General features: G+C 64.7%; 24 protein-coding genes and 1 tRNA gene. 16 read left to right on the top strand and 9 right to left on the bottom strand.

The features are described from left to right. Positions 1–233 (top strand): hypothetical protein (locus JOZ79_RS09510; protein WP_294073537.1); only part of this gene is annotated, 233 nt, incomplete at its 5' end. On the opposite strand, the gene JOZ79_RS09505 is transcribed toward JOZ79_RS09510, so the two are convergent. Both JOZ79_RS09505 and JOZ79_RS09500 read right to left on the bottom strand, forming a co-directional pair. After that, positions 230–838, bottom strand: a complete 609-nt coding sequence (locus JOZ79_RS09505; RefSeq protein ID WP_294073541.1) for a LytTR family transcriptional regulator DNA-binding domain-containing protein — start codon at positions 836–838, stop codon at positions 230–232. The genes JOZ79_RS09510 and JOZ79_RS09505 overlap by 4 nt on opposite strands. 365 nt (positions 839–1203) lie before the next feature. After that, complete coding sequence (locus JOZ79_RS09500) at positions 1204–1569, bottom strand: UrcA family protein (RefSeq protein WP_294073535.1); 366 nt, start codon at positions 1567–1569, stop codon at positions 1204–1206. 300 nt (positions 1570–1869) lie between these two features. Between JOZ79_RS09500 and parE the strand changes: the two genes are divergently transcribed. The 3 genes from parE (at position 1870) to JOZ79_RS09485 (ending at position 6452) form a co-directional block, all read left to right on the top strand. Next, entirely contained in the window at positions 1870–3867 is a 1998-nt protein-coding gene (gene parE, locus JOZ79_RS09495) for a DNA topoisomerase IV subunit B (protein ID WP_294073533.1), read from the top strand. Positions 3868–4029: 162 nt separating this feature from the next. Continuing rightward, on the top strand, positions 4030–4218 hold the full coding sequence (locus JOZ79_RS09490; protein ID WP_294073531.1) for a hypothetical protein: 189 nt from the start codon (positions 4030–4032) through the stop codon (positions 4216–4218). A gap of 185 nt (positions 4219–4403) precedes the next feature. Next, entirely contained in the window at positions 4404–6452 is a 2049-nt protein-coding gene (locus JOZ79_RS09485; RefSeq protein WP_294073530.1) for a TonB-dependent receptor, read from the top strand. A gap of 190 nt (positions 6453–6642) precedes the next feature. Here the strand turns inward: JOZ79_RS09485 and JOZ79_RS09480 are convergent, their stop codons facing one another. Together JOZ79_RS09480 and JOZ79_RS09475 are read right to left on the bottom strand one after the other, a co-directional pair. After that, positions 6643–7146 carry a DUF937 domain-containing protein gene (locus JOZ79_RS09480; protein ID WP_294073529.1) on the bottom strand — a complete coding sequence of 168 codons (504 nt, stop codon included), beginning with the start codon at positions 7144–7146 and terminating at the stop codon, positions 6643–6645. 80 nt (positions 7147–7226) lie between these two features. Next, a complete protein-coding gene (locus tag JOZ79_RS09475) occupies positions 7227–7838 on the bottom strand; it encodes a response regulator transcription factor (protein ID WP_294073527.1) in 612 nt (203 codons plus the stop codon). 325 nt (positions 7839–8163) lie between these two features. Between JOZ79_RS09475 and JOZ79_RS09470 the strand changes: the two genes are divergently transcribed. The 3 genes from JOZ79_RS09470 (at position 8164) to JOZ79_RS09460 (ending at position 10861) form a co-directional block, all read left to right on the top strand. Next, positions 8164–8322 carry a Flp family type IVb pilin gene (locus JOZ79_RS09470; protein ID WP_294073526.1) on the top strand — a complete coding sequence of 53 codons (159 nt, stop codon included), beginning with the start codon at positions 8164–8166 and terminating at the stop codon, positions 8320–8322. Positions 8323–8493: 171 nt separating this feature from the next. Further along, positions 8494–9228, top strand: coding sequence for a sulfotransferase family 2 domain-containing protein (locus JOZ79_RS09465; protein ID WP_294073524.1), 735 nt, complete (start codon positions 8494–8496; stop codon positions 9226–9228). A 124-nt stretch (positions 9229–9352) separates the two neighbouring features. After that, the gene (locus JOZ79_RS09460; RefSeq protein WP_294073522.1) at positions 9353–10861 is read left to right on the top strand and encodes a YifB family Mg chelatase-like AAA ATPase; all 1509 of its coding nucleotides are present in this window, start codon (positions 9353–9355) and stop codon (positions 10859–10861) included. Here JOZ79_RS09460 and JOZ79_RS09455 read toward each other — a convergent pair. Further along, positions 10858–12636 carry a thiamine pyrophosphate-requiring protein gene (locus tag JOZ79_RS09455; RefSeq protein ID WP_294073520.1) on the bottom strand — a complete coding sequence of 593 codons (1779 nt, stop codon included), beginning with the start codon at positions 12634–12636 and terminating at the stop codon, positions 10858–10860. The genes JOZ79_RS09460 and JOZ79_RS09455 overlap by 4 nt on opposite strands. 124 nt (positions 12637–12760) lie before the next feature. Between JOZ79_RS09455 and JOZ79_RS09450 the strand changes: the two genes are divergently transcribed. Then, positions 12761–12845 (top strand) — tRNA-Leu (locus JOZ79_RS09450). 1255 nt (positions 12846–14100) lie between these two features. Here the strand turns inward: JOZ79_RS09450 and JOZ79_RS09445 are convergent. After that, positions 14101–15165, bottom strand: a complete 1065-nt coding sequence (locus tag JOZ79_RS09445; protein ID WP_294073518.1) for an EpsG family protein — start codon at positions 15163–15165, stop codon at positions 14101–14103. A gap of 190 nt (positions 15166–15355) precedes the next feature. On the opposite strand from JOZ79_RS09445, the gene rfbA reads away from it, so the two are divergent. From rfbA to JOZ79_RS09420, 5 genes are read left to right on the top strand one after another with little or no spacing between them, the layout of a single operon-like run. Then, positions 15356–16237 (top strand): glucose-1-phosphate thymidylyltransferase RfbA, encoded by an 882-nt coding sequence (gene rfbA / locus JOZ79_RS09440; RefSeq protein WP_294073517.1) that lies wholly within the window; start codon positions 15356–15358, stop codon positions 16235–16237. Beyond that, positions 16224–16784 (top strand): dTDP-4-dehydrorhamnose 3,5-epimerase, encoded by a 561-nt coding sequence (rfbC, locus tag JOZ79_RS09435; protein WP_294073516.1) that lies wholly within the window; start codon positions 16224–16226, stop codon positions 16782–16784. The genes rfbA and rfbC overlap by 14 nt, the downstream gene beginning before the upstream one ends. A gap of 2 nt (positions 16785–16786) precedes the next feature. After that, the gene (rfbB, locus tag JOZ79_RS09430; protein WP_294073539.1) at positions 16787–17839 is read left to right on the top strand and encodes a dTDP-glucose 4,6-dehydratase; all 1053 of its coding nucleotides are present in this window, start codon (positions 16787–16789) and stop codon (positions 17837–17839) included. After that, positions 17839–18729, top strand: a complete 891-nt coding sequence (rfbD, locus tag JOZ79_RS09425) for a dTDP-4-dehydrorhamnose reductase (RefSeq protein WP_294073515.1) — start codon at positions 17839–17841, stop codon at positions 18727–18729. Before rfbB ends, rfbD begins: the two co-directional genes overlap by 1 nt. Then, positions 18726–19835, top strand: coding sequence for a glycosyltransferase family 4 protein (locus JOZ79_RS09420; RefSeq protein WP_294073514.1), 1110 nt, complete (start codon positions 18726–18728; stop codon positions 19833–19835). Before rfbD ends, JOZ79_RS09420 begins: the two co-directional genes overlap by 4 nt. On the opposite strand, the gene JOZ79_RS09415 is transcribed toward JOZ79_RS09420, so the two are convergent. Continuing rightward, entirely contained in the window at positions 19814–21064 is a 1251-nt protein-coding gene (locus JOZ79_RS09415) for a glycosyltransferase family 4 protein (protein WP_294073513.1), read from the bottom strand. The two genes, JOZ79_RS09420 and JOZ79_RS09415, sit on opposite strands and share 22 nt — an antisense overlap. A gap of 145 nt (positions 21065–21209) precedes the next feature. Between JOZ79_RS09415 and JOZ79_RS09410 the strand changes: the two genes are divergently transcribed. Genes JOZ79_RS09410 through JOZ79_RS09400 form a run of 3 tightly spaced genes read left to right on the top strand, consistent with a single transcriptional unit; the run spans position 21210 to position 24239 of the window. Further along, complete coding sequence (locus JOZ79_RS09410) at positions 21210–22163, top strand: UDP-glucuronic acid decarboxylase family protein (protein ID WP_294073512.1); 954 nt, start codon at positions 21210–21212, stop codon at positions 22161–22163. A gap of 26 nt (positions 22164–22189) precedes the next feature. Next, on the top strand, positions 22190–23155 hold the full coding sequence (galE, locus tag JOZ79_RS09405) for a UDP-glucose 4-epimerase GalE (protein WP_294073511.1): 966 nt from the start codon (positions 22190–22192) through the stop codon (positions 23153–23155). After that, positions 23097–24239, top strand: coding sequence for a glycosyltransferase (locus tag JOZ79_RS09400; protein ID WP_366514812.1), 1143 nt, complete (start codon positions 23097–23099; stop codon positions 24237–24239). Before galE ends, JOZ79_RS09400 begins: the two co-directional genes overlap by 59 nt. A gap of 27 nt (positions 24240–24266) precedes the next feature. Here JOZ79_RS09400 and JOZ79_RS09395 read toward each other — a convergent pair whose 3' ends face one another. Together JOZ79_RS09395 and JOZ79_RS09390 are read right to left on the bottom strand one after the other, a co-directional pair. Further along, positions 24267–25448 carry a hypothetical protein gene (locus JOZ79_RS09395; RefSeq protein ID WP_294073507.1) on the bottom strand — a complete coding sequence of 394 codons (1182 nt, stop codon included), beginning with the start codon at positions 25446–25448 and terminating at the stop codon, positions 24267–24269. Continuing rightward, a partial coding sequence (locus JOZ79_RS09390; RefSeq protein WP_294073506.1) for an oligosaccharide flippase family protein occupies positions 25448–26444 on the bottom strand: 997 nt, incomplete at its 5' end. The genes JOZ79_RS09395 and JOZ79_RS09390, both read right to left, overlap by 1 nt.

The following is a 26444-nucleotide window of genomic DNA, read 5'->3' as shown; positions in this document are numbered from 1 at the left end:
TGCTTCACGGGCACAGCTACGAAGTCTGGGCCTGGTTCGCTCAGACGGACGCGCGCGGTCTCCAGCGGCAGCTCGAAGCCGTGCTCGCGGCGCTCGACCATACCCATCTCGACGACCACCTCGCCTGGGGTGAAGCGCTGGCCGAACATGTCGCGGCCCAGCTTCCCGGCTGCATCGAGGTCGAGGTCCGCCGCCCGCTGGAGCGCATCGGAGCGCGGTGGCGGCAGGGCTAGTTCGAAGGGATCGCCGCCGGCGCCTTGCGCCTCACCTTGTTCATCACCTCCGCAACGTGGCTTCGGGCGATGCGTTCGTCGCAGCCGTCGTTCAGCCGAGCCGTCCACAGATGTCCTTCATGGATCAGGCGGTCGATGAATGTCGATCGTACGATCGTCGATCGGTGCAGGCGCACGAACTGGTCCGAGCCCAACTCCGCGAGGATCTCGTTCATGGTAAGGTGGATCATCCAGCAATGGCCGCCGGCATGCACGCACATGTAATCGCCGTCCGCCTTGACCTTGTCGACGAAGGAGGACTCGATTCGCTTGAGGCCATTCTTGCAAGTGACCCAGACCGCGCGGTCGGCGTTCGCCCGTGATACCCGCACCAGCCGGTTGCAGACGAAGTTCGTCTCATAGCGCGCAACCAGGGCCGCCAGGTCCGCCTTCAGGGTTTCAAGCTTCGTATTATAGGCTTTCAGGTCGGGAAGCGCCAATTCGATCATGAAATCGAACGCGCCTTGCAAGTCGCAGCAACTCACCACTTCCTCGCATCCGATCAGCCTGTTTCGAAATTCTGTGACCTGTGAGGCGGGAGCACGGTGATCGAAGGCGAGGCACATGATGACACGGAGGTCATCGGTGGCGACCGATCGAACGGCATCCATGTTCTTCGTCCCTGCGAATGGCAAGAAACCGACTGAACTGAAGCGGATTACCCGTCGTTAGCGCGACTGCACACAGTACCGGATGACGTCCGTTGCATACGGCCGTTTCGGCGGAACGAAGAACGACTCGACGTCCCGGGAGGAGCCTTATGCACCCCGGCAGGCGGGCGCGCAATTAACCATGTTTTAGTGGGCGATTAGTTGACGACAGCTATACCGAGGAAGGCCGAACGAACCGGCGGCCGAGCTCGCGCCCGGCCACCAGATTCCTCGAGCGGGTGGGAAGAACAAACGTATCCCCGCTCCCTGCGCCCATCATGTCATCGTGCCGCCGCCGAGACTTCGATCGACATGGCGAGGGACTCGCCCGACAGCGCCCGGTCGAACGCGCTCTGGATTTGCGGTCTCGCTCCAGACCACGCCTTGGACTTGCAGCCGCCCGGATGATAGGCATCGTGCTCGTCTCCATACGGCAGGCAGACCTGTCCGACCGCATAGCTCACGCGCCGCAACAGCATGTGCCGGCCCTCGCGGGTGGCGAGGGAGAGGTCGCCGAAGTGCACGATCCGCGTCGTCTCGTCGGCATTTGCAGTGACGGTGACGGGGCGCGTTTCTGTCGTCTGCGCTTGGGCGGGGTTGATTGCCGCACCGATGAGAAGGGCTCCGACGAGTGTCGCCGCCGCCACGCATGCCACTTTCCGAGCATCCATTGTTTCTCTCCCGAATGCGGGGATCTGCCTGACCCGCGCCGCGCGCATTCATCATCTCTGGTGGTGACGAGCATTAGGAATTCGTCGGACCCCATGCCTGTGTTCGCCGTACGGTTCGGGCCTTCGGTGAAACGACGTCTCGCGTCGACGAGCGGCCCACAGCCCGCCGCGGCGTGCCGCGGACGGGCGCCTGGGAGCCCGTCGCTCAACACCTGTGGAAAACCGTAGTCCGCGCGCTTGGCACGGCTGAAACGGCAGTCCTATACCCTGTGTCGAATGTCCGACCTTTTCGCCTCGTCCGCCGCATCCTCGGCACCTGACAGCTACGATGCCTCGTCGATCGAGGTGCTTGAGGGCCTGGAGCCGGTCCGCCGCCGTCCCGGCATGTACATCGGCGGAACCGACGACCGGGCGCTCCACCACCTCGCTGCCGAGGTCATCGACAATTCGATGGACGAGGCGGTCGCCGGCCACGCCAGTCGCATCGAGGTCACGCTCGACACCGGCAACCGCCTTACCGTCACCGACAACGGCCGCGGCATGCCGGTCGACCCGCACCCCAAATACCCCGGCAAGTCGGCGCTCGAGGTTATCATGACCATGCTCCATTCGGGCGGTAAGTTCGAAGGCAAGGCCTATTCCACCTCCGGCGGCCTCCACGGCGTCGGCGTCAGCGTCGTCAACGCGCTGTCGACCGAGACGATCATCGAGGTCGCGCGCGACAAGACGCTCTACCGCCAGACCTTCTCGCGCGGCCTCGCCACCTCGGCGCTGGAGACCGTCGGCGCCGCCCCAAACCGCCGCGGCACGACCGTCATCTTCACGCCCGACCCGGAAATTTTCGGCGGCGACGCGAAATTCTCGCCGGAGCGCCTTTATAAGCTCGCCCGCTCCAAGGCCTATCTCTTCGCCGGCGTCGAGATCCGCTGGCGCTGCGACCCTTCGCTAGCCACCGACCAGGTACCCGAAACCGCCGTCTTCCAATTCGCCAACGGTCTTGCGGATCACCTTGCGGAGCAGATCGGCGAGCGGCCTACCGTCACCAATCAGCCGTTCACCGGCCGCCAGGACTTTCCCGCCGACGCCGAGGGCACCCCGCAGGGCTCAGCCGAATGGGCCGTCGCCTGGCCGCTCTACAGCGACGGCAGCGAGTCCTATTATTGCAACACGATCCCCACGCCCGACGGCGGCACCCATGAAGCGGGCCTGCGTGCCGCGCTCACCAAGGGCATCCGCGCGTTCGGTGATCTCGTCGGCAACAAGAAGGCGAAGGACATCACCGCCGACGACGTCTTCAACGGCGTCGAGCTGATGCTGAGCGTCTTCATCCGCAATCCGCACTTCCAGAGCCAGACCAAGGACCGCCTGACCAGCCTCGAGGCCGCGCGCTTCGTAGAGGCCGCGGTCCGCGACCATTTCGACCATTATCTCGCCGACAATATGGACCGCGGACGCGCGCTGCTCGGCTCGATCCTCGAGCGCATGGAGGAGCGCCTCAAGCGTCGCGCCGAGCGCGAGGTTCAGCGCAAGACCGCGACGTCCGCCCGCAAGCTCCGCCTGCCCGGCAAGCTCACCGACTGCGCAACCGACGACGCCGCCGGCACCGAACTGTTCATCGTCGAGGGCGACAGCGCCGGCGGCTCGGCCAAGCAGGCCCGCGACCGCAAGACGCAGGCGATCCTGCCGATCCGCGGCAAGATCCTGAACGTCGCATCCGCGTCCGCCGACAAGATCCGCGCCAACCAGGAAATCGCCGACCTTCAGCTCGCGCTCGGCTGCGGCATCCGCGACAAGTTCAGCGAGGAGGCGCTGCGTTACGAGCGGATCATCATCATGACCGACGCCGACGTCGACGGCGCCCACATCGCGACTTTGCTGATGACCTTCTTCTTCCAGGAAATGCCCGAGCTCGTCCGCCGCGGCCACCTGTTCCTCGCGCAGCCGCCGCTCTACCGCCTCACCGCCGGCGCCAAGACCCTCTACGCCCGCGACGACGCCCATCGCGCCGAACTCGAGGCCGCAGAGTTCAAGGGCAAGAAGGTCGAGGTCAGCCGCTTCAAGGGCCTCGGCGAAATGAACCCGGGCCAGCTCAAGGAAACCACCATGGACCCCGCCACCCGGTCCATGCTCCGCGTCACCCTCCCGGCAGCTTACGAAGACCGCCAGCCCGTCAAGGACCTCGTCGATCGACTGATGGGCCGCGACCCGGCACCAAGGTTCGAATTCATCCAGTCCCGAGCGTCGGCGGTCGACGAGGAGGAGATCGACGCGTGAGGTCGCCGCACAGGCCGCGGCGGAGCGGCCATCCGGTGACCTAGTCCCGCGTTCACTCCGACCAAAGTGGAGCAGAAAGACCCGAACGATTCCAAGAGCGAGCTGTTATCTTCGTCCCGAAACGAGACCCTGTCCGTTGCCGGAGAATGTGGGAGAACTGCCATGGAAATGACGATTGCACGCTACCGTGCAGCGGACCCCACTGGCCGTCTGCATTTAATCGAAGAGCTTGTGGACGAACAGGATCACCATTGGCTGGCGCTCAATGACGGAACGCCCGTCGCGATAACCGACAAGGGATCATTCACCTCGGTCCGGGGCGACAGCTTCCTTCTGATCGGCCGAGGATAGGTCGCCCCCGAACCGATTGCCTGGATGGAAGTTCGTTTAGGCGGTTCCCGTTGTAAGTTCGAAACTCGGATTTCCCTGCCGCTGCGCACGCGCCGCTAGCGAAGCCTCCCCTCAGGCTGAAGCGCGGCCGTTCATTGCGGTTTTGAAACTTGAGGGTGCATCGGCGCGTGGCCAAGGGCCGCCTCATGGCCGTGTTGATTGCTGCCTTGGTTCTAGGCGCCTCCCTTGCTCCTCCGCCCGACGAGGACGGCGAGCTGCGAAATTCCGCACGACCCTCCGCCAGCGCACGGAAGGCGGCTCAAGACGATGTCGCTCCGGGACCTCCGCCAACTTCGGATGTCGACGACGACAAGCCGAAGGCTGCAGCGAGGCCGGAGGGTCAAGACACCGACGATGACGATGACGCGGAGGGCCGGGTCCAACCCATCTCCACAATCGTGGTCACGGGACACAGACTGGATGCGGCAAGGACTCAGATCGATGCTGGTCTCGGTGCCACGGTCTATTCGCTCACGAATGATGCGATCGAGAGCCGGCCGGGTGGCGAGACCGGAAGCGTAGTCGACATTCTTACGCAGGCGCCCGGAGTGACGCTCTCCGGCAGGACCCTGGATATCCGCGGAGCGGCGGTGAATCAGGTCCGAATCAACAATGTCATCGTTCCCGAGACCATATCGGACCCCGCGGACCAGCTCAGCTCGCGCCTCGCCGAGACCACCCGTCTGATTACCGGCACACTTCCGGCGGAATTCGGTTTCGCTCCTGCTGGAGTGATCAGCATCACGACCAAGAACGGACTGTACCAGCATGGAGGTCAGGCTGAGCTCTTCGCTGGCACTGACGGGATGCTCGAGCCCGCGCTGGAGTGGTCAGGGTCTGTCGACCGCACCAGCCTGTTCGGGACCGGCAGCATCGAGCGCGAGCGGTCCACCATTGGCGACATGCTCGGCAATCGAGCTCGCGAACGCCGGATTGCGGACGAAGGTCTCGGCTTTGCCGACCATGTCATCGATGACGAGAACCGCGTCTCCCTGATTTTCGGCGGCTCCCACGAACGGGATCGGTTCGGCAAGACGAGCGTCGGTTCAGGGAGCGAAACGACGGGCGATGCCTACGGCATTGCCAGTTTTCAGCATAGCGATGGCGGCTTCACGCTCCAAGCCTCGGCATTCCTGGGCGTCGCATCGGAACAGGCGAGCTTCACCGACACGACGCGCGACCGGCGAACCTCCCGGGGAACCCAGATCGATGGCAGCGACACCATCGGGGAGTCGCACACCTTGAGTTTCGGCCTGCTCGCCGATCGATCCACGGCCAGGGAGATTGAGCACGCCGGCCTCCGCACGGTTGCGGCGCGAACGTCCCTTGGCATTTACGCGCAGGACGAATGGAAGCTGCTGCCCAGCCTGACATTCAATCCGGGCGCTCGCATGGAGTGGCTGCGTGGCTTGGCGGGCAGTCCAAAGGTCGAGCCGCGAGCCAGCCTCGTATGGGCTGCCCCCGCTAACTTCACGGTGCACGTCGGCTATGCTCGCTACGCTTCGGCTGCGCCACTTGGCGAACCGCCTGCCAGCACGCATTCGCCGGATGAACGAGATGATGCCTTCGACGCGGGTATTCAGGAGAAGACCGGCCCGTTCACCCTCGGCTTGGACGGCTACGTGCGTTCTGCTCACAATTATATCGCGGAGCACGAAGCCATCGGCTTGGCGATACCCACTGCGTTGGTGTTCAGACGTGCTCGAATGAAGGGTCTCGAAATGTCGGGCACCTATGCCCGCCGCGGCATGACCGCGTGGCTGAACCTGACCCTGTCGGAGGCTGCGGGCAGATCGTTGGTCGGGGGAGATGCCCTTTTCTCTCCGGCGATCGTCAGCGTGGCCGCCGATCGCTACGTTCCGCTTGCGAGCGACAAGCCAGTAACGCTCAGCGGAGGCCTCACGGAGCGTCTCGGCAAGGTCACTCTGGCAGGGGATGTGCTCGTATCAAGCGGGACGGTTCGTACCCTGGGGACAGGCGAGCCGGATGGAGATCGCCATTCGACCTACATCGTGCCTGGATTGGCGGCGGTCTATCACGCAACGATTGCCAATCGCCCTGCCGATATCAGGCTGGACCTCACCAACCTGACGAACGCCCATTACGTCACCAGTGATCCGACGAACCTCGCTGGAGGTTGGATGCAATGGGGACGTCCGCGCGCAATAACCATCGGCATCGAGCAAGGATTCTGAAACGTCGGGGGTGTCGGAACCCCGAACGAATGGGCTAACGCAGGTGATCCCCGCACCGCCCGGCCGGCGCTGCGCCGTTCACGAGGCATCACGGCAATCGATGAGGCGCCATTCAAGTGACTGGATCAGACGCGCTCGTCTACGTCTTCTCGATCGCCGCAAGCCGAGGTGCGAGATCGCAGTCAGCGCATCAGAGGATAGAGCCGAGCACGCCACCGCCGGAACCTCCGACCGCTCCGCCGCCCTGACCGCGATGCGTGATGTAATGCATTGCCACGGCTCCAGCGACGATCGGGAGCAGCTTCTTGAGGACGCTAGTGTCGACGCCGCTCTGCTGGGAAGCTTGCGCGGCGACGTCGCGACTGGTGTCCTTTGACCCAAAGATGTGGCCGAGCACCTGGTTGCCGATACCCCCGCCGATAAGGCTCCCGAGCACCCCGCCGCCCAATCCGCCGCCGCCGCCCATCAGGCCGCCGAGAAGCCCGCCGAGGCCGCCTTGCGCCGCCTCGCTAGTTGGGGTGTCCGTCGCCCCGGCATTGGTCACGGCGGGCGGAAGGCCCTGGTTCTCGACGCCGTTGACGACATGAGGGAGCAGCGCTCCGGCGCCTTGCTCGACGGTCGAGGGATCGACTCCAAGCTCCTGCGCAATCGCGCCGACGCCGCCAGCCTGGTTCAACAGGGACCCGATATCCATTGTGCCGCTCCTTTGAGGGATCTGATCCGCATCAATGGATGGCGGGGCAAGGCTGTTCCTTGCCTCGGGCGACCTGCGCCTCAGGTGAGGTCGGCTGCGCGCATCGCAAGCTCGGTCCGGCTGTCGACGCCGACCTTGTCGAACAAAGCGTGGAGATAGGCTTTTACCGTCCCCTCGGTGGTGTCGAGCCGGGCGGCGATCTCGCGGTTAGTGAGGCCATCGCCAACCAACTGGACAAGTAGCCGCTCCCGCTCGGTCAGCGCCCGGCGCCGGCTGCCCGGAGCCGAGATACTGTCGACCCGGCCGCGGATCGCCGGGTCGATCCAGGTCTCGCCGGCGGCGATCGCCTCGAGTGCGTCGAGGAGCAGCGTCGGCTCCGACGTCTTCATCAGCACCCCACGGACGCCGAGCGCCACCGCCTCGCGGATGACCTCGTCAGTCGCCCGCGCCGTCAGTAGAAGGGTTGGAACCGATTGCCCTTTTGCCCTGAGGCTACTGAGCACCTGCAGGCCAGAGCCGCCGGGCATCTGCACGTCGAGCAGAACGATCTCGGCGCCCGATATGGGAATTGCGGCGATCGCCTCGTCCACGGTTGCCGCAGCCCCCACGATCTCGTGTCCGCCGCTGGCCAGCAGCGACTGCACCGCCGCCTGGATCAATGGATGATCGTCGGCGACGAAGATCCTGCTCACCTGCGGATTAGTCCTTAAGCGGGAGAGTGTTGTGGCATTGCGAGACCATCTGTCCCATTTGAGCCGCGGCGAGGCAAACAAAAAGCGTTGCCGATCCTACGTCGTACCCGGCCTACACCGATCGTTAACTAACGAACGATAGTAAGAGATGACCGGAGCGGCGAATCGAGCCCTTCCGGGTTCTTCAAGCCTCGACCGATTAACTTCGGTAACGGGGCGGTAACCGCGTTTCCTAACTGCGCGTCAACATCATTGCTCCAGAGTTCACCGGTCGCTCGGACAGCGACGGGGGGCGCATCTCCCCCTGAACCAAGGAGACAAGACCATGACCAAGTTCCTCAAGCTGATGAAGAACTCGAAGGGCGCGACTGCCATCGAGTACGGCCTGATCGCTGCTCTCATCGCCGTTGCCGCGATTGGCGCTATGACCGCGATCGGCTCGAAGCTGAGCTCGACGTTCAGCAACGTTTCGAAGTCGCTCTAACCCTTCTTCCATCCGGATAGCAGCGGGGCGGCGGTGTCAAAAGACGCCGCCGCCCTTTGCTTTGCGCCAAAGATCCGGCTGGCCCGCTGACTGTCCCACTTCCGGAAAATATTTGCGAGACAATCTTGCTCCAAAGACGGTAGAGTAATGCTGTCTAACGGGGAACTAGACATGATCTCAGCACAGCATGAGTGCATCTTCGTGCACATTCCGAAGACGGGCGGCCAAAGCGTCGAGACCCTGTTTCTCAATTTACTTGGCCTCACGTGGCAGACTCGCGAGCCTCTGCTTCTCAAGCACAATTTCGATCCTGCAAAAGGCCCAGAGCGACTCGGCCATCTGAGGGCGAGGGATTATGTGCACCACGGTTATGTCGACCAAGCGGCGTTCGACCGCTACTACAAGTTCGGTTTTGTCCGGAACCCGTGGGACAGGCTGGTCTCGGAGTACCGATACCTGAAGCTCGAGGGGAAGGTGGGGTTCGCCGACTTCGCCGAGGGTAGCCTGCACCGCGCCGACACTTATTGGGCCGGCGGAATCCACATCATCCCGCAGAGCGATTATCTTACGGATGACCGCGGCCAGATCATCGTCGACTTCGTCGGGAGGTTCGAAACGCTTCGCAAGGATTTCACGAGCGTAGCCGAGCGGCTCCGCATCGACATGCCGCTCCCCCACTGCAATTCGTCGTCGCATCACGGCCGTTTCGCGCGATTGAGGCAGCTGGTCGCCGGCGGCGCGTCGAAGGCAGGGGGCAAGGGGCGCCCGTACCAGGACTATTACGACCTTCGTCTCCGCGAGCTGGTGGGCAGCTTCTACGCCGAAGACATCGAGCGGTTCGGCTACAGGTTCGACGGGGCCCATAGTTCGGAACCGATCGCCGCGAGGAGCCCGGTCCTCGCCTGACGATGGCGGATCGCCGGCGGCGGCGAGCTTGCACCTTGCGGGGACGGGCAGGAGCAGGCTAACTCCAGGATGCCGAGCTAGGGGGACGTCTGTTCAGTCTTGCGTGTCGTAGGGGCGGGGCCTGATGGCCGCGACCGTCGCTACTGTCGCTTATCTCGGCCTCGAGGCGCGCTCGGTCGAAGTGCAGGTGCAGCTTTCGGCGGGGACGCCAAAGTTCACCATCGTCGGCCTGCCAGACAAGGCGGTCGCCGAAAGCCGGGAGCGGGTCCATGCCGCTCTCGCGGCGATCGGCCTCGCGTTGCCGCCCAAGCGAATCACGGTGAACCTGTCCCCGGCGGACCTGCCCAAGGAAGGCTCGCACTTCGACCTTCCGATCGCGCTCTGCCTGCTGGCCGCAATCGGCGCCACCGACGCCGAGGGGCTGTCGCATTATGTCGCGGTCGGAGAGCTCTGCCTTGACGGACGCATCGCCGCATCGCCCGGAGTGCTGCTCGCTGCTCTTCATGCGTCCTCACTCGACAAAGGGCTGATCTGCCCGGCGGCGCAGGGCAGCGAGGCGGCGTGGGCGGGGCAACTCGAAGTGCTCGCGGCGCCCGACCTTCTTGCACTGCTGTCGCACCTTCGCGGGAACAGCCTGCTCGCGACCCCTCCTGCCGCGGACGCTGACGCTCCCGGTGGCGGCCCCGATCTCGCGCACGTGAAGGGACAGGAAGTCGCCAAGCGCGCGCTGGAGATCGCCGCGGCCGGCGGCCACAATCTGCTCATGAGCGGCCCGCCCGGCTCCGGCAAATCGCTCCTCGCCGCCTGCCTGCCAGGCATATTGCCGCCACTTCAGCCGGCCGAGGCCTTGGAAGTGTCGATGGTGGCTTCGGTCGCCGGAGAGCTCGGCGGCGGTAGAATCCGGCGTCAGCGGCCCTTCCGCTCACCGCACCACAGCGCCTCGATGCCGGCACTCGTCGGTGGTGGTCTGAAGGTCCGGCCGGGCGAGATCAGCCTGGCACATCTTGGCGTTCTGTTCCTCGACGAGCTTCCAGAGTTCCAGCGGCCTGTTCTCGATTCGCTCCGTCAGCCGCTCGAGACCGGCTGCGTCAGCGTCGCCCGGGCAAGCACCCACGTAACCTTTCCGGCACGGGTGCAGCTCATCGCGGCGATGAACCCCTGCCGCTGCGGTCATCTCGGCGACCCCGCTCTCGCCTGCAGCCGGGCGCCGCGCTGCGCCGCCGATTACCAGGCGCGGGTCTCCGGCCCGCTCCTCGACCGAATCGACCTCCATGTCGAAGTAGCGGGCGTCTCCGCTGCCGACCTCACGTTGCCGCCGGCGGCCGAAGGGAGCGCCGAGGTCGCCGCTCGCGTCGCCGCCGCTCGCCAGCGTCAGTCGGATCGCTTCAATGGGCATGGCCCCCGGACCAATGCCGAGGCCGACGGCGAGCTGCTCGACCAGGTTGCGACCCCCGACGAGCCGGGACGCAAGCTTCTTGCCGACGCCGCCGCCGCAATGCGCCTATCAGCGCGGGGTTTTCACCGCGTGCTCAGAGTGTCGAGGACCATCGCGGACCTTGCCGGTGCAGAGCAGGTCGGCCGTATCCACGTCGCGGAGGCTCTCAGCTACCGTCGCCAGCCGCCGCGAAACTAGTCCGCGTCGCTACGGTCGAAGACGGCATTGAAAACCTGCCGCGCGGTATCCTTGATCACGTGGCCGGCGTCATCGTCCCTCGCTAGCGAGCTCATGAACTTGCGGGCTTCCTTGAGCGTCACGTGCGGGGGCAGGGGTGCAATCTCGCGGTCGGTCTTGACCTCCAGCACCACGGGGCGATCCGCCGCCAGCGCCTCGTCCCAGGCGGGGCCGAGCTGCTCGGGATCGTCGACGAAGATGCCCGTCAGGCCGATCATCTCGGCGAACTTGGAGTGGCGGACGTCGGGGATGTCCTGGCTCGCATCGTAGCGCGGGTTGCCGTTCATCACCCGTTGCTCCCAGGTCACCTCGTTCAAATCCTGGTTGTTGAAAACGCAGGTGATAAGCCGCTTGTCCTGCCAGCGCTGCCAATATTTGGCGATGGTGATGAGCTCGGCCATATTGTTCATCTGCATTGCGCCATCTCCGACCAGCGCGATGACTGGCCGGTCGGGATGGGCGAACTTCGCGCCGATGGCATAGGGCACGGCGGCACCCATCGATGCAAGGCCGCCTGACAATGAGGCCATCTGCCCGCGCTTCACCCGATAATCGCGAGCATACCAGTTGGCGCAGGAGCCGCTGTCGCTTGTGACGATCGCATTGTCCGGCAGGCGAGGGGACATTTCCCATATCACGCGTTGCGGGTTGACAGGGTGAGCGGCGGTGTGAGCGCGGGCATCTAGGGTTTGCCACCAATCCTTGAGCCAGCCTTCGATCGTGTCGCGCCAGGCACGGTCCTGCTTCTGGCGCAGCATCGGAAGCAGGAGGCGAAGCGTCTCGGCTGCGCCGCCGTGAAGGTTCACCTCACAGGGATAGCGCAGCGACAGCATCGCCGGGTCGATGTCGATCTGCACTGCCCGCGCGGAGCCTTCCTTGGGCAGGAACTCCGACCAGGGAAAGCCCGTGCCGATCATCAGCAAGGTATCGCACTCGTTCATGAGATCCGAGCTTGGCTTGGTTCCCAGCAGCCCGATCGAGCCGGTGACGAACGGGAGGTCATCGGGAAGCACCGACTTGCCGAGCAGCGCCTTGGCGATGCCCGCGCCCAGCGCTTCCGCGACTGCAAGCACCTCGTCGACCGCGTGCACGGCGCCGGCGCCGATCAGGATAGCGACCTTCTTGCCGGCGTTGAGGACTTCCGCTGCCTTGCGCAGGTCCGCGTCCTCTGGGACGACGACCGGCCGCGAATAGCCGGACCCGGAACGGGTGAAGCCGTGCGCGCGCTTGGGTTCCTCGAACGGCTCTTCCTGCACGTCCTTGGGGATGATGATGACTGACGGCTTCCGACGGGCGATCGCGAGCCGAATTGCCCGGTCGGTTACATGTCGCAGCTGGGCGGGGTTGCTGGCCTCCTGCACGTAGGCGGCGACGTCGGCGAAAACCCGGTCGAGGTTGAGCTCCTGCTGGTAGCTGCCGCCGCGCACCGTCGCTTCCGCCTGCCCGCAGATCGCTAGCAGCGGCATGTGGTCGAGCTGTGCGTCGTAAAGTCCAGTCAGCAGGTGCGTCGCGCCGGGGCCGCCGGTGGCCAGGCAGACACCAAGCTCGCCGGTGAACTTGGCGTGGGCGACGGCCATGAATGCGCCCATCTCCTCATGGCGCGGCTGGACGAAATCGATCGTCCCATCGCGCTGGATCGCGCCGATGACGCCGTTGATGCCGTCGCCGGAGTAGCCGAAGATTCGCTTGACGCCCCAGGCCTTCAGTCGCTCGACGAAGAAATCAGCGGTTTTCATGCGTGCACCCCGGGGCTGGAAGGATGCCTTCGCAAACGCGGGGCCCGCCCGGATGCTCCGTGAACTCCGCCTCACACCGCGCGGAGGTTGCTCCGGCGGCGGTGCTCGGTTAGCGGGCGGGAAGGCCCCTGTGGCGGAATGGTAGACGCGCTCGACTCAAAATCGAGTTCCTAACCGGAGTGTCCGTTCGAGTCGGACCAGGGGCACCAGTTTGGACTTCGGCCGGCAGACGGCCTGTCAGCAAGAATCCAGCAATGCGCTCGATGAAGATCGCTGCGAACATGACGAGCAGCGGTCTCGCCGCGGCGGTGTAACGAGCCTCTGTGTGCAACCCGGCGTGGACCAGTGGCAGGTAAAGAAGCATCAGGACCTGCGCACGAGTGACGGAGAGCTCCGGGCGGCGAATGGTCAAAGCGGCGCCCGCGAAGCCGAGAAGCGTCACGATCGCGGAGACTAGCGCGAGCAGCAATGGCAGTGCCGGGTAAGTGGATGAATTCCACAGACGCCAGACGTTGAGCGCAACGTGCCGCGCGTAAAAGCTCGGGTCGGCTTCGATCCGCTGGATCGCTGCATTTTGGAAGACCGTGACGGATGCGCGTTCCTGCGCAAGCGAGCTGTAATCGGCGGGGTTCCAAGGGGCTGTCAGGTCGGGCGCGCCGATGCTGCGGTTCAGCTGGGTCACTTCGGCGATCAGGCCGGCTCTCCGCGCCTCGGGTGTTGCTTGCCCCGCATAAAGGGCATTGAGACCGTCGAGCGAGACCCTGTCCTGCCAAGTCGAGAGGTAAAGTGACGAACCGATGGCCCCCGCGACCGGGATGGGCGACGGCTTGCCGAACGTGACTTCGTTCCAGGCCGCATAGGGCAGCATCACAAGGGCAGCCGCGCCAATCGCCGCTAGAGCCCTTGCCGGGCGCTTACCGATGACGCCGAGCGCGATTGCGAACGGCAACAGGACGAAATCGGGTCTGAACAGGGTGAGCAGGCCGGCAAGTGCGCCCGCAATCAGGAGCCGGCGCCAGCTCTCGTCGGCGATCAGCAGCGCTATCATCGTCAGCAGTAGGGTCGCAATCGCTTCCGCCATGATCGCGGAGGCGTAGAAGGCAGTGAAGGGGTAGATCGCAGCGATGAGCAGGAAAATGGTTCCGGCCTTACGCTTAAGGAAGCGGGCGACCAGCCAGATACTCCCCAGGTACATCAGGAGCTGGAGGGCGGAGATGATCCCGGGAGGCATTCCGAGGAGATTGTGAAACGCGCACAGGAACAGCGGATAGCCGGGGGGGCGCATTGCTTCGGGCCAGGAAGCCGTCCCGAACGAGCCACGTGCGAGATCCTTGGCGAGGCGCAGATAATCCGGCGCATCCCCTCGCACGGGCGGCATGAGGACGAGGGCGCCCGCGCACTGGCAGCCAAGCAGGACCCAGGCGAAAATTCGCAGCGTGGTCTCGCGGGGCCATCTGAGCGGCGTCACAGCGTGCCCTGATAGAGCTCGACGAGATAATTGCGGTAGGGAATCCACGCTCCGGAAAAGGATCCCTGGGTCAGCCAGACGAACAGCACGGCGAACGCCAGCGCCATTACGCATGCCTTGCCGATGCCTTCGCTGACCAGGTTCGACGGTACGCGTGCGAGGACCAGCAGCTCGAGCGGAATGAGATACAAACCGAGACGATCGACCACTGTCGAAGACGGGAGGATAAACAGGAGGGCCAGGCAGGCGTAGGCACCAAGCGAGAGGTTCCGCATCAGGATCGATTCTCTATCGGTGAACCCCAGGCTCCCCCTGTAGAGCTGGAAGATGATCGCGCCGAGCATCACCAGCGACACCCGGACCGCCGCGCCGGACGATGCATATTGCGTGTCAAGATAGCCCGCGACCAGATGGTCTAGCGATGGTGCCAGGAAGGTCTGGAAAAGGCCGTAGACGGCAAGGGGGACGGTCGCCAGCGTCCAGAGCACGCTCTCCCCCGTCGCGAGAGCGAGCAGGGGCAGCACCACCAGCGCCGTCTTATGGAAGAAGGTGGCGACGGCGATGTAGCCAATCGCCCGGATCACTCGGGCGCCGTTGATCACGTCTGCCATCGCCGCCATTGCGAGGCCGATCGAGACGGCCTGCCGCGTATAGCCCATCGCGACGACCGTGATCAGGTAGGGCACGCTGAGCAGCATGACCATCCACGGCCGCGGCTGCGTGCGCGCGAGCCGGAGCAGGCCCCAAGTGAAGACCACGGCGCAGACAAGGTTCACGAACCAGATCCCGACGCCCATCCGCTGGCCGAACCAGTTCAGGAACTGATAGGCGGGATCCTGTTCCCCGAGCGTGTTTGCCAGTGGGGTGTACGCGGCCATGTCGAACCAGGCCTGGTATTCGATCCAGTCGCCGCCGACCCAGTAGCGCAGGCCGATGAACAGGGTCAGAAAGATGCCTGTCGCGAGGAACGCGAGCGGGCGCGTGCGCGTCCCTTCCGACCAGGGCTTCTCGACGGCGGCGGCGAGGGCGAAGAGGGCGAACACCGCCCAATAGGGAAACAAGTCGCGACCTTATCCGTGAAATGGCAGTTGCCGGCAGGTAACATGGTCGTTCCCGGCTGGCATCATCTTTGGGCAACGCGTCGCAAGCGGCCGATCGAAGGGGTGGGCGACCGCACTTTTCCGAGTTGCCGTCGAACGCGGCGGGTCTGTATGCAGCATTACGCGCGCCGTTGCTGGCTGGGAGTTTTGCGTGAAGGGCATCATCCTCGCCGGTGGCAGCGGCAGCCGGCTTTATCCGGCGACGCTTGCTGTCTCGAAGCAGCTGCTGCCGGTGTTCGACAAGCCGATGATCTATTACCCGCTTGGCGTCCTGATGCTCGCCGGCATCCGCGAGATCCTGCTGATCTCGACCCCCGCCGATACGCCGAGGTTCGAGGCCCTGCTCGGCGACGGCAGCGACTATGGAATCACGCTGAGCTATGCTGTGCAGGACGAGCCTCGCGGTCTTGCCGAAGCGTTCCTCATCGGCCGCGATTTCGTCGGCGAGAGCTCCGTCGCGCTGATCCTCGGCGACAACATCTTCTATGGCGCGGGCCTGACGGAGGCTGTTCGCGAGGCTGCCTCGGCCAACAGGGGGGCGACGGTCTTCGCCTACATGGTCGACGATCCTGCGCGGTACGGGGTTGTCGAGTTCGATCCCGGCACCTCCACCGCGATCTCGCTCGAGGAGAAGCCGGACGTGCCGAAGTCGAGTTGGGCGGTCACGGGCCTATATTTCTACGACAACGATGTGCTCGACATCGCCGCGGGGCTGCGGCCCTCGGCTCGCGGCGAACTCGAGATCACCGACGTCAACGCGGCCTATCTGCGTCGAGGGGACTTGCGGGTCACGCGCCTCGGCCGCGGTTACGCGTGGCTCGACACCGGCACGCACGAAAGCCTTCACGATGCCGGTTCATTCGTCCGCACCATCGAGCAACGCCAGGGCTTCAAGATCATGTGCCTCGAGGAGATCGCGCTGGAGCTCCACTATCTGTCGCCGCAAGACCTGAGGCGGCGCGCCGAAAGGCTCGGGAAGACCGATTACGCCGCCTATCTGCGGCGACGAGCGGACGAGCATGAGCTCGCCTGAGATTCGCCCGCTCGCGCTTCCAGGCGTTCTGGAACTGCGGCCGGCGCGGCACCAGGACGAGCGCGGGTTCTTCTCCGAGGTGTGGCGGGAAGACGCGCTCGCGGACCTGGGCATCGACGCGCATTTCGTTCAGGACAATCACTCCTTTTCCCGCGCCAAGGGCGTGCTTCGCGGTCTCCACTTTCAACTCGCGCCTTTTGCCCAGGCGAAGCTGGTGCGCGTGTCGCGCGGGTCGATCTTCGACGTCGCGGTGGATATCCGACGGAGCTCGCCGACGTTTTCCAGGTGGGTGGGGCTTGTCGTCTCAGCGGAGGCATGGAACCAGGTCTTCATTCCAGAAGGGTTCGCGCACGGCTTCCTGACGCTCGAGGAGGATTGCGAAGTGCTCTACAAGGCGACGGCGCCTTATGCCGCGGACTGCGACCGGGCGATCCGTTTTGACGACCCTGAGATCGGGGTCGATTGGCCGACTGTCGGAGGCGAGTTGACGATTTCGGCGAAGGACCGCGCGGCTCCCTCGCTTCGCGAGATCGGAGAGCTCGCTTGACCATCCGCCGGATCGTCGTGACCGGCGGCGCGGGCTTTATCGGGAGCGCGGTCGTCCGCCGGCTGGTCGCCGAAGGCTACGAAGTCACCAACATCGACAAGCTGACCTATTCGGGCAACCTTGCATCGCTGCGGGACGTCGAGGGAGCTGCGAATTACCGGTACCACCAGGCGGATATCGTCGACCAGGCGGCGATTGGGAGGATTCTTGCGGACGCGCGGCCCGACGCCATCATGCATCTCGCCGCGGAGACTCATGTCGACCGCTCGATCGATGGTCCGGCGGAATTCCTCGAGACCAACGTGGTCGGCACCTTTCGATTGCTCCAGTCCGCGCTGCGCTATTGGCGTACGCTGGATAAAGCTGCGGCGGACCGGTTTCGATTCCACCACATCTCTACAGACGAGGTTTTCGGCGCACTGGGATTCGACCACGAACAGTTCACGGAGCAGACCCGCTACGATCCTTCCTCGCCATATTCGGCGTCGAAAGCATCGGCGGATCATTTCGTGCGCGCGTGGAACCGCACCTACGGCCTGCCAGTCGTGCTATCGAATTGCTCGAACAATTACGGGCCCTACCACTTCCCCGAAAAGCTTATCCCGCTGACGATCCTCAATGCGCTCGAGGAGCAGGAACTGCCGGTCTACGGGCGCGGCGAGAACGTTCGCGACTGGCTGCATGTCGAGGATCACGCGCGCGCTCTCGAGCTTATCGTCACGCGCGGCGCCGTCGGCGAAAGTTATAATGTCGGCGGCCGCTGCGAGCGCAGCAACCTGAGCGTGGTGCAGACGATCTGCGACGCACTCGATGCACGCCGTCCACGAGCGGACGGCAGTTATCGTGACCTCATCAGCTTCGTCAGCGACCGGCCCGGTCATGACCTTCGCTATGCAATTGACTGCTCGAAGATCGAACGCGACCTGGATTGGACCCCCACCATGTCCTTCGAGGACGGGATCAAGGGGACTGTCGACTGGTTTCTCGAAAATGAATGGTGGTGGCGGCCGATCCGCGAACAGGGTTATGCCGGGCAGCGGCTCGGCGCCGCCTGATGCGGCTTCTTGTAACCGGCGCTCATGGCCAGGTCGCGCTCAGCCTGAAGGAACGTGGCGCGGGGCGCAGCGACATCTCGCTCATGTTTGCCTCCCGTCCCCAGACCGACCTTAGCGTGCCCGGTTCTGTCGCTGCGGCGATACGCGATGCCTCGCCGGACATGGTCGTCAACGCCGCGGCCTTCACCAACGTCGATCTGGCAGAGGCGGAGCGCGAACATGCCTGGCGGATCAACGCTGAGGCGGCAGGAGAGGTGGCAGCGGCCGCCGCGGATGTCGATGCCGCAATCATCCAGCTTTCAACGGACTATGTGTTCGACGGGACGAGGGGCCGGCCGTGGCGCGAGGATGACGCTATCCGCCCGCTCAATGTCTATGGCACCTCGAAGGCGGCGGGCGAGGACATGGTCCGGCGAGCAAATCCCAGGCACCTCATTATCCGTACGTCGTGGGTCGTCAGCCCGTTCGGGCGCAATTTCGCGAAGACGATCGTGGAGGCTGCGCGATCGCGGGACGTGCTTCGCGTCGTCGACGATCAGCGCGGTCGGCCAACGTCTGCCCTGGACCTCGCAGACGCGATCCTCGCCATGGCCGATGGCGTCGGCACCGGCGCAGTGAACCTCGGACAGACCTATCACGTCGCGGGCGCGGGCGCCGCCAGTTGGTTCGAGCTCGCATCGGAGATCATGGATGAGTGCCGCCGCGCCGGAGCGCCGTCCGCCGGCGTTGTGCCGGTTACCAGCGCGGAGTGGCCGACGGCTGCCCTTCGTCCAAGGAACTCGGTGCTCGATTGCAGCCGGTTCGAAGCGGATTTCGGCACCCGGCTGCCCGGCTGGAGGATCTCGGTGCGCAACATCGTGTCGAGGCTTCTCGCCGGGCACGCCGAATGACGCTGCGCCTGACCGCATTTGCGCGATACGATCGTCTCGCGGCCAGTACGCGGCAGCGGCTGCTGCAATATGTCCCGGCTCTCGAGCAAGCGGGGGTCGACGTCGATTATCGGCCGCTCCTCGGGGACGATTATGTCGCCAGCATCGCGGGGGGACGGCGTTATGCGCCGACCCGGATCGGACAGGATTACCTGCGCCGCCTGCGCGAGATCGCGCTTGGACCGCTCGGGGACGCCGTTTGGGTCTATGCCGAGCTGTTTCCGCATCTGCCCGCGGCGTTCGAACGGATGTTAATCGCTCGTCGCCGCCCAATCGTCGTCGATTTCGACGACGCCTTCTTTCACGCCTACGATTATCACCGCAGTCCGCTCGTGCGTGCGATGCTCGGCGGCAAGCTCGAACCGCTGCTGAGGGCTGCGAGCGCCTGCACTTGCGGCAATGCCTACCTTCGTGACTATGCGGCGCAATATTGCGCGAACAGCATCATCGTGCCGACAACCGTGGACACGGACCGCTATGTCCCGGCCGCTGGCGAGCGCGTTGCTCCGCCCGTGATCGGCTGGATCGGCTCGCCATCAACCTGGCAATATATGCATCCGCTGCTGCCCATCCTCGAGGAGATGGTTCTTGCCCGGCGCGCGCGGGTTTTGATCGTTGGTGCTGGCGCGGGCGGACATTCGCGAGACACTAGCGCGCTCGAGTTCGTGGATTGGTCGGAGGCCAGCGAAGTCGCGGAGATACAGCGCATGGACATCGGCATCATGCCGCTTCCGGACGATCCCTGGGCGCGAGGGAAGAGCGGATACAAGCTGATCCAGTACATGGCCTGCGGGCTTCCCGTGGTTGCATCGCCTGTGGGCGTCAATCGTGAGATTGTGCAGGACGGCGTCAGCGGCTTGCTGGCAAGCAGCCATTCGGAATGGCGCGACGCCCTCGACAGGTTGCTCGCGGACTCCGGCACGCGCGCTCGAATGGGGGCGGAGGGCCGCCGCCGCGCAGTCGCGGACTATTCGCTCCAGGCCCACGCACCGCGCGTGGTCGAAGTTATTCGCTCGGCAGCCGGGTCGCGGCCGATGCCTGTCGCTCACGCCTCCAAGAGCCGCTGATAAAGTCGGTCATAAGCGTCGATCCCAAGCTGGACGTCGTAGATCGTCGTGGCTCGCTCGCGTCGCCGTTCGGCGGAAACGGAGCAACGCTCGATCCCGTCGAGCGCACGCTCGTAGCCCTGGCGATGGAAGCTCTCGATGACGGCGCCGCACTCCGTCTCGCCGACGATCTCGCCGATGTCTCCGATTCCCGAATTGGCAATGATCGGTAGACCAGCTGCCAGCATTTCGCCCATCTTGGTCGGCGAGCTCGCGATCTTCGAGAAGACCGGCCGGATGAAGGAGATGCCGAGGTCCGCGGCGGTGAGGAATAGCGGCACATCTTCCCTCGAGGCGGGACTGACGACGATCTCATCGTTCGCAATTCCACGCTGTGCTGCCTCAATGCGGATGAAGCTCGGATCGTCGAGCGTGATGAACAGGAATCGCGCGCCGGGATGGCGCTCGCGATAGACACTGAAGCAGTCCAGCATGTCAGGCAGCATGTACCAGGTGCCCAGCGAGCCGAGATAGACGAGCACCGCAGCGTCGTCGGGGATGCGAAGCTGCGTCCTCGCCTCTGCCCGACGCGCCGCATCGGCAAGCGGGAAGTGATCGAAATCGACGCAGCAGGGTATCACGCTGATCGCGTTCGAGCGTCCGGCGAGTTCCGGCCGGCGCAGCAGCTGCGCCTTGCCCGCCCGCGACAGGATGACAACGGCATCGGACGTGCGCAGCAGCACGCTCTCCAGCCGCTTGAAATAGCGATAGACCAGCCGGAAAAACGGGTTGGCGAGGTTCCAGCTGCCGCCTTCCGTTTTTTCCTCGGGCCAGAAACCGCGCATGTCGAACAGCAACGGCACCCGGAACCGGCGCTTGAGATCGAGACCGGCGGCGGCGGCGATGTAGCTTCGGCAGTGCACGAGCCCAAACCTGTGGGTGCGATGGAGCCTGGTCGCCTCCCGCCGCAGAATGGCAAGGTCGACCATGGTCGAAACGACGGGCGGCGCCTTGTGATAGGGAAGGGGGTGCCAGCCGATCCCTGCGGCGTCGCAGATCGCCCGTACGCGCGCCCGGTCGCGCTCGAAACGACCCGGTTTTTCGCAGCTCAGGATGTGGATACGGTACCCCCGCCGCGCGCAGCCGACGAGATAGGGCAGGATCTGCGAGCGGCCTAGCGGGTCCGTAAGCCCATCATAGCTGATGTAGAGGATGGGCCGAGTCGAAGCGGCCTTGTCGTCCTGAGGCAAAATTGCCAGCCCTCCCGGTGGAGTCCATAGTGGTGGCCGACCGATTGGCCATTGTCACGCTCCCCGACGCCACATTCCGCGCCGCGCCTGTAGGCAGTGCTCAGGGCAGGATTGCGCTGATGTTGGTAGCGTGTAAGGCCGTGCCATGGCTCGCGTATACAACAGCCGGAAGCGCGTCCTCGTTACGGGCGGCGCAGGGTTTTTGGGCTCACACCTGTGCGATCGCCTAATAAAGGACGGCCACGAAGTCCTATGTGCCGACAATTTCTTTACCGGCGACAAGTCGAACATCACGCATTTGATGAAGCATGACCGCTTCGAGCTGATCCGGCACGACGTTACTTTCCCTCTCTTCGTCGAGGTCGACGAAATCTATAATCTGGCGTGCCCGGCGTCGCCTGTGCATTATCAGCACGATCCGATCCAGACGACGAAGACGTCGGTCCACGGTGCGATCAACATGCTCGGCCTTGCCAAGCGGCTCGGCGTCAAGATCCTCCAGGCTTCCACCAGCGAAGTCTATGGCGATCCCTCCGTGCATCCGCAGACCGAGGACTATTGGGGGCATGTGAACCCGATCGGTCCGCGCAGCTGCTATGACGAGGGCAAGCGTTGCGCGGAAACCCTGTTCTTCGATTACCATCGCCAGCTGGGTTTGAGCATCAAGGTGGCGCGGATCTTCAACACCTATGGGCCGCGAATGCACCCCGCCGACGGTCGGGTCGTCTCCAATTTCATCGTCCAGGCGCTGAGCGGTCAGCCGCTCACGCTCTACGGCGCCGGCACTCAGACGCGCAGCTTCTGCTACGTCGACGACCTTATCGACGGCCTCGTCCGCCTGATGAATAGCCCGGAGGACGTCACCGGGCCAATCAACCTCGGAAATCCGGTCGAGTTCTCGATGGCGGAGCTTGCATCCCTGGTCATCGAGCTCACGGGCAGCACTTCCGAGGTCACACATGTCCCGCTCCCAGCCGACGACCCTCGCCAGCGCAATCCGGACATCCGCCTCGCCCGGGAAATCCTGGGCTGGGAGCCGGCCGTGCCGCTCGACGACGGCCTCAAGCGCACGATCGACGATTTCAAAGGCAGGACGTGACGCAGGACGGACGAGGAGCGGTGCTCGTGACGGGGGGTGCCGGCTATATCGGAGCCCACGCGTGCAAGGCGCTTGCGGCCTCGGGCTATCTGCCGGTCGCTTATGACAATCTCGTACATGGCCAGGAGGCAGCGGTCCGCTGGGGTCCGCTCGAGCGCGGTGACATTGCCGATCGCGGCCGTCTCGATGCGGTCATCGCTACCCACCAGCCCATCGCGGTGATGCATTTCGCAGCCTTTGCCTATGTCGGCGAATCGGTCAGCGACCCGGGCAAATATTATCGCAACAACGTCTGCGGTACGCTGAGCCTTGTCGAAGCAATGCTTGGCCACGGCATCGACAGGCTGGTCTTTTCCAGCACCTGCGCGACCTATGGCGTGCCGGCAAAGGTGCCGATTACCGAGGACCAGCCGCAGCAGCCGATCAATCCCTATGGCAAGTCGAAGCTGATGGTGGAGCAGATGCTCGCCGATTTCGCCGGGGCGCACGGCCTCAAGTCGACGATGCTGCGCTATTTCAATGCCGCCGGGGCGAGCAGGGACGGTGCGATCGGCGAGTGCCACGATCCCGAGACGCACCTCATTCCCCTGGCCCTGGACGCGGCGAGCGGCAGAGGGGCGCCGCTGACGGTGTTCGGTGATGATTATCCAACCCCGGACGGCACCTGTGTTCGCGATTACATCCATGTCGAGGATCTTGCCGCCGCTCACGTTCGCGCTCTGGAGCGTCTCGGCAATCACGGCGCGATGCGCGCCTACAATCTCGGCACGGGATCCGGCGTGAGCGTCCGCGATATCCTCGCCGCGGTCGAGCGCACGACCGGTCGCTCCGTGCCCCATGATATCGGCCCGCGGCGGCCCGGCGACCCCGCCATCCTCGTTAGCGACGTCGCCCGCGCCCGCGCGGAGCTCGACTGGGTCGCCGATCGCAGCGATGTGGATTCGATCGTCGCGACCGCGTGGGCCTGGCAGCAGGTACGAGCGAATGGCTGATGGTCCCTCCCGGAAGATTGCAATCATCCTTCCCAACCTTCGCGGCGGAGGGGCGGAACGCGTGGCGCTGGCATCCGCGACGGATCTTGCCGACAAGGGACATGCGGTCGACATCGTTCTGCTCCAGGAGGGCGGCGAGCTGCTGGAGCTCGTTCCCGCCGCCGTCCGAGTGATCAGTTTCAGGAAACATCGCTTTCGCCACGCGCTTCCGAATCTCGTCAAATATCTTCGCACGGAAAAACCCGACGTCGTGCATGCGGTGATGTGGCCGGTTACCGTGATCGCCGTCATCGCCCACCGTGTTGCGCGGTCGCGCGCGAAGCTGGTGGTCAGCGACCAGAACGCCTTGTCGCAGCAGATTCCAGAAGGATCGCAGCGCCGCCTGCTGCGCTGGACAGCTCGGATGACCTATCCGCGCGCCGACGTGCGCATCCAATGCTCCAAGCTCGCAGCCGAAGACCTTGCCGACCTCAGCGGCATTCCGCTCGACACGTTTGACGTCATCTACAATCCAATCTCGCCGCCCGACGATGTCTCGGGCACTCCCGCGATCGAACGTCTTTGGAAAGGCGGCCACCCGCGCCTCATCACCGTTGGATCGTTCAAGGCGCAGAAGAACCACGCATTGTTGCTGCGCGCATTCGCGCGGGTTGGCGACAGCAAGGCTACTCTGCTGATGCTCGGCGAAGGTGAGTTGCGGGGGCCGCTCGAAGCGCTCGCGGCCGAGCTGGGCATTGCCGACCGGGTCATCATGCCCGGGTTCGCAGTGGATCCCTGGCCTTACCTGGCGTCGGCCGACATTTTTGTGCTGTCTTCCGATTACGAAGGATTCCCGCTGGTCCTGGCCGAAGCGATGCATGCAGGATTAAAGATCGTCAGCACGGATTGCATCAGCGGTCCCGGCGAAATGCTCGACGGCGGCCGGTACGGACGGCTTGTGCCCTGCGGCGACGAAGACGCACTCGCCCGGGCGATCGAGGCCGCGTTCGATGAGCCGCCGCAGCCCGATCGCGTGCGCGCGAGGGCCGCCGAGATGGCCGGTCCGGCGATGATCGAGCGCTACTCGGAACTGCTCCTGAACTAGCTCGGGAAGAGAGCGGCCTGGACGCTCTCAACAGCGGGCGCGCAGCTTCCTCACATAGCGGATCGGTGCGGACTGCGTCGCGGCTTCGTAGAGCCTGGCGACCAACCACTTGCGCAATCGCGAACTGGAGGTGGTGCTCGATCCGGCCAGCGTTTCCAGCATCCTAACCGTCTCAGTCATGCCATAACGAAGAGCGGCTCCTCGCGATTGTTCCGAGAGCGCCTGGCGCTCGGCTGCGCTTGCTTCCCTGAACCGCTCGATCAGCGCGCCGATGCGGTGCGTGGGCAGATGATCCTGGAGCTCTCCCGTGTTCCCGAACGGAAGCTCGTGAAGGAAGCCATAGGATCCATCTCGCGAGCTGTCCGCCACGCCGATCACGGGCACGCCGACCATTGCCGCTTCGAGCGCCGCCGTGCCGCAGCCGACGAACAGATCATAGTCGGCGACGGTGGCATCGAACCTGGCATAGGGAAGCTCGCCCATGACGCGGACTTGGGACGGGACGTCCTGACGCTCGATCTCGGACCGGATGACGTCCTCCAATGGGCCGGTCCCGTAGATATCCCAGCTCAGCGAGCGACCCGTTTCGAGCGCCGTCCTGACGATCTGTGGAGCGCCGACGTTATAGGCCTTGAAGTCCACCAGCCGGCCCACCGACACGATGCGCAGGTTCCGCTCCCCGCGATCCACCCATCGCGATTGCCGCTCGGCGACCCCGAGTGGGATGATGGCGCTTTCCCGGAGACTTGCGCCGAACAGGCGGCGATGGCCGTCGCGCGTCTCGGCATTCTGGAAGAACAGCCGCTGCCAGCCGACTGCGCGCGCGACGAGGCGATTGAGGAGCACCCGGTCGCGCCGCTCGCCGGTCATGAAATAGGCGCGCTGGTGGTAGACTCCCGAGATGTGGACGAGCGGCGAGCCAGGAGGCAGCCGCGTCTCGATGCCGAGGCCCATGGCCGCCGAGATTGGATCGAAGCTGACGATGGTTATCGGCGCTGCTTGTTGCCGCATCCAGGACACAGCCAGCTTGGGCGCGTCGCGAGGGTCGGTCCACAAGAGCAGCTCGACCCCTGGATCGAGCAGCTCCACGAGCGGCCCATATTCGCAGCAGACTGCCACCGGCTTGCCCAGCCCGGCCAGATGATTGGCAATCCGGACTATCAGGGTCTGGATGCCGCCATTCGCCAATATGCCGAAGACGAGCAGCATCAGCGCGTACCGGCCGCGCCCGTTCGCGAAAGCCGCGCGATCGCATCGATCATCGCCTCGACGCGGGAAGGAAGCGCGTTCAGGCGCCGCAACCGCTTCACCGAGAAATAGCCTGCTGAAACCGCTGCCGGGAGTCCGATCCAGGTCCCCAGCGTGGCAGACCAGAAGGCCACGGCCGTAAGCAGCGCGAGGCATGCGCCGCCAATCAGCGCGTGCAAGCGAACCGCAGCATCAAGCCGGAACCCATGCGCCTGCCGCGTAAGGATGAGCAGAATGGAGCAATGGCCGGCGTACATGAGGACGTAAGCGACGCCGGCGGCCGCCAGTCCAAGCCGGTCGACCAGCAGGAAGACAGTGGCGGTATAGAAGAATGACGCGCCCGCTTCCGTCAGAAGGAAGGTCCTGCCACGACCCGCCGCGAGCATCGACATGGTAAGCGGCCAGCTGAAAATCCTGAAGAGATCGCCCGCCACCTGCCAGCGCAGCAAGTCCGCCGCACCGACGAATGCGGCCGAATAAGCGAAATGGAGCATCCACGGCGCGCAGCCGACGGTGAGCAGGAGCAGTGGAAGCGCAAGCAGGACGGAAACCTCGATCTGGTCATTGATCAAACGATTGGCTGCCGGGCGATCCTCGATGATCGCCGACAGATGCGGGAAATAATCGGTGCTCATCGCCTGGAGGATGAAGCTCACATAGGTCGTCGAGATCGTCCAGGTCGCCGCGAAGAGGCCGAGCTCGGCGGCGCCGCGCCGGTCAAGCAGGACCGTGCGCACGAGGAGAAGGGCCGCGTTGCTGGCAAGCCCCGCCATCATGAACGGCAGCCCCAGTTTCACCAGGTCCGCGGCCTGCGTCAACGTACGCGCGGGTTCGCCTTCGCTTTCGATGGGGGGAACGCGGCGAGCGAGGACAAGGCCGACGATCAGGCTGCTGACCGGCGCCAGAACCACGTACCAGCTGAGAGCGCTGCCACGCCCCACCGCAAGTGCGGCGAGG

This window comes from Sphingomonas sp. (genome assembly GCF_019242355.1).
Lineage (GTDB): Bacteria > Pseudomonadota > Alphaproteobacteria > Sphingomonadales > Sphingomonadaceae > Sphingomicrobium.
Note: the sequence above shows the minus strand (reverse complement) of the source record. Positions and strands in the feature narration are given on the sequence as shown.